The sequence below is a fragment of the Poseidonibacter antarcticus genome, assembly GCF_003667345.1.
Taxonomy (GTDB): domain Bacteria; phylum Campylobacterota; class Campylobacteria; order Campylobacterales; family Arcobacteraceae; genus Poseidonibacter; species Poseidonibacter antarcticus.
Window position 1 is genome coordinate 1 of sequence record NZ_RCWF01000029.1, and the last position, 3,959, is coordinate 3,959.

The window sequence follows — 3,959 nt, forward strand, 5'->3', positions numbered from 1 at the left end:
GAGTAAGTTTAAACAATTTGGTCAAATTGGACATGAACATTAATATAAACTTAAATTATTTTTAAATCTGTATCTGTTGAAATAAAATATCGTAAAGTTGTAAGTGAAATATCTTTTTCTAATTTAGAATTGATAAGCTTAAGTATATTTGTTTGCATTAGACCAATTTCTAAATATTTTTTAATTTCTTCTTTAAATGGATCAAGGATTCTAACTTTATTTTTGACACCTTTTGGTCTTCCTAGAATTTTTCCACTAGCTCGTGCTGCAGCTAAACCTTGTTTGGTTCTTTCAGAAATAATTTCTCTTTCCGTTTGTGCAAAATATCCATAAATTGCTAAAAGCAAAGATGACAGTGCTTCATTTTTATTGGTTGATAGTTCTGGTTGATTTGTAAAGATGAGTTTTATTCCTAATTCATTAAATTTCTCAATCAAATTTAGAATCTCTAACATATTTCTACCTAGTCTTGATAATTCTGTGCAAATAAAAATATCTCCATTAGTTAACTTTTCAAATATATTATCCAGTAATCTATCTTTTTGACTTTTTTTAGAAGAAATTTCCAATTCAATAAATTCATCAATAACTAATTTATTAATTTGAGCATATTCCAATAACTTGTGTTTCTGATTTTTCATAGATTGTTGTTCTGTACTTACCCTGATATAGCCAATAATCATCTAAAAACCTTTGTTTACTATAAAATAGTATTTATCTTATTATTATACTAATATTTATATTAATATACTTAACCATATATATAATAATAAATAAGATAGAATAATGGTCATTATTTTAAAGGAAAATCATGTCATATATAGAGATTATTTCAAATGAAGAACAAAAAATATTTAATAATTTACCAAAACTATCATATCAAGAAAAAAAATATTTATTTGAAATACCACTCCAAATAGAAAATATAGCTCTAAGTTTAGAAAATGATACCAATAAGTTTATTTTACTCATAATGTATTTATATTTTAAACTTACTAATAAATTTTATAATATTAATTATTACACAGATAATGATATAAATTTGATATGTAAGAAATATAAGTTTCTAAATAAAATTGAACTAGATAACCTATCAATTAAAAATATTTATAGATATAAACAAATTATTAAACAATATCTACTTATAAATCCTTATACTAATGAAATAAAAAATAGTTTGATAGTTGAGGCTACAATACTTGCAAGTAATTTTGTACATAGAAAAAAGATATTTTATGCTTTGGTAGATTTTTCTAAAAAATTGAAAATAGAAGTACCAAGTTATACAGAATTATCAAAAATAATTACAATAGCAATAAATTCTCAGAAAAAAGATATTCTTGATAAATTAGAGCCATTTATAAAAAATGAAAAGTTAAATGTATTAGATGACTTTTTACAAAAAGATACTACATATAAAAACAAATGGCAATTATCAAATTTTAAAAAACTAGAACATGGTACTAATAAAAAGAAGATGATTTCTAGTCTTACTAAATTTACTACTATTAAATCAAAGTTTCAAATCACTCAATCAATTATAGATACAATTGGACTCACACCAAAAATTGCTCAGTATCATGCGCAATGGATTGAAAAAAGTCAGGTATTTCAAGTAAAAAGAAAAAAAGATATTGAATCAAATTTTTTATTATTATCGTTTGTATATTATCAGTATCTCATTCGTAATGACAATTTAATAGATAGGTTCATATCAACTGTACAAACTGCAAAAAATTCATCAATAAGAGCTCAAAAAGAGTATAGTTTTGAGCAAGAACCACATAAAAATAGAGTCATACAATCTTTAGAAGATGCTAATATAGCAACACTAAATGAGATAGAAAGAGTTATTAAAAACAGTAAACTAAGTGCTGTAAAAAAAGTAAAATATATTGAGGGTTTAGTCCAGCAAAAAACTATAGTGTTAAAGAATATTTTAAAAGAGAAAGAAGTATTTGAATCAATCAATGAAAAAAAATATGACTTTATTGAAAGTAAATCTGTATCATTACAAGGTAAATTTTCTGGTATATTAAAAGAGATAGAGTTTGATGAAAAATCTTCAAATAAAAATATTATAAAAGCTATTAATTATTTTAGAGATAATGCTAAGATAACAAATAATGCACCAGATGCATTTTTAGATGATGAAGAAAAGATAGCTATATTTGATGGTGATAAATTCAGAATATCACTGTATAAGATACTTTTATTTTTTCATATTAGTGATGCCATTAAAAATGGAACACTCAATCTAAAATATTCATATAGATATAAAAACTTTGATGATTATATGATTTCAAAAGAGAAATGGAAACAAGATAAAGATATTTTATTAAAAAAACATGAAATGGAATATATAAAAGATTTTAATACTTTTATTAAAACAGTTGAAACTAAAGTTGAACAAAGTTATAAAGTCACAAATGAAAATGTCAGTAAGGGTTTTAATACCTATTTTACAGCAAATGAAGACTCTTTTATATTAAAAACTCCAAAACTTGATAAAAGTGAAGATGAAAAGATAAATACACTTGCAAAATATTTTCCATCCGATGAATACTTATCAATTATAGATTTACTAAGTTCGATCAATAAAGAGACTGATTTTCTATCTTCTTTTCAACATTTTAATCAATCAAATAAAAAACAAAATCATAATCTATTGTTAGCATCAATCCTTGGATATGGTTGTAATTTATCACTTCCTAAAATAGGAAAAATATCAAAAGGTATAAATGAAAACCAATTAGACAATACTAAAATATGGTATTTTACAGAAGAAAATACTCAAGAAGCAAATGATAAGATAGTTGCATATATGGATAAGTTAGAAATAGTGAAACACTTAAGACATAATATCAATGAAAATCACACATCAAGCGATGGTCAAAAGTATACAATGAGTACTAATATTGATTCAACAAATGCAGGATATTCTAGTAAATATTTTGGAGCAAATAAAGGTGTTGTTGCATATACATTTATAGATGAATCTCATAGATTATTTCATTCTCAAGTTATCAATGTAAGCCAAAGAGAATCAGGTTATGTTATTGATGGGCTTTTAGATAATGAAACTGTAAAATCTTCAATACATTCAAGTGATACGCACGGATATACAGAGATTATATTTGGGTTAACAGATATATTAGGATTTAACTTTGGTCCTAGAATTAAGAACTTTAAAAATCAATATCTATATGCTTTTAATACCCCTAGACATTATCATGGTTTAGGTTATACACTAATACCAAATAGAAAAATAAATACTCAAAAGATACAAGATAGCTGGGATGATATTTTAAGATTTGCCATTACAATAAGAGAAAGAAAAACAACTGCAACACAATTATTAAAAAGGCTTACATCCTATTCAAAACAACACAAATTACACAGTGCATTAAAAGAATATGGTAAGATTATTAAAACTGATTTCTTACTTAATTATATTGATGATGTAACACTTCGTCAACGAATTGAAAAACAACTCAATAAAGTAGAATCCTCAAATAAATTTTCTAAAGCAGTATTTTTCGGTAACAACCAAGAATATACAGTATCTACAGTTGAAGAACAAAATATTGCAAATAATTCTAAAAGACTTATTCAAAATGCAATTATACTCTGGAACTATCTCTACATCACAAAAAAACTACAACAAGTAAAAAATCAAACTGAGAGAGATAATATTTTGCAAGCAATTAAAAATAGCTCAATAATATACTGGAATTTTATTAATTTTTATGGGACATATGATTTTACTACTCAATCGAAGAGAGTTTACAATTTAATTGCTCTTGATGACACAAAAGGTTTTATTGAAGGATTAGGTTGAATAAATATTTTTAGATAGTTTAATAGTTAAATATGAGAGTAATTTTTCAAGGAAATATTAGATTTAAGTTTATATTAATGTTCATGTCCGATTTGACCAAATTGTTTAAACTTACTCA

Annotated in this window: 2 protein-coding genes; one reads left to right on the plus strand and one right to left on the minus strand. The window is 24.0% G+C overall.

Going from position 1 to position 3,959, the window contains the following annotated elements:
• Positions 1 to 50: 50 nt before the first annotated feature.
• Positions 51 to 683 carry a recombinase family protein gene (locus D9T19_RS14245; protein WP_121628913.1) on the minus strand — a complete coding sequence of 211 codons (633 nt, stop codon included), beginning with the start codon at positions 681 to 683 and terminating at the stop codon, positions 51 to 53.
• Between the two features lie 128 nt (positions 684 to 811).
• Between D9T19_RS14245 and D9T19_RS14250 the strand changes: the two genes are divergently transcribed.
• The gene (locus D9T19_RS14250; RefSeq protein ID WP_121628914.1) at positions 812 to 3,841 is read left to right on the plus strand and encodes a Tn3 family transposase; all 3,030 of its coding nucleotides are present in this window, start codon (positions 812 to 814) and stop codon (positions 3,839 to 3,841) included.
• Positions 3,842 to 3,959: the final 118 nt, after the last annotated feature.

Coding starts and splice junctions, on each gene's coding strand:
- D9T19_RS14250 (WP_121628914.1), top strand. CDS start 812: ATGTCATATATAGAGATTATTTCAAATGAAGAACAAAAAATATTTAAT.
- D9T19_RS14245 (WP_121628913.1), bottom strand. CDS start 683: ATGATTATTGGCTATATCAGGGTAAGTACAGAACAACAATCTATGAAA.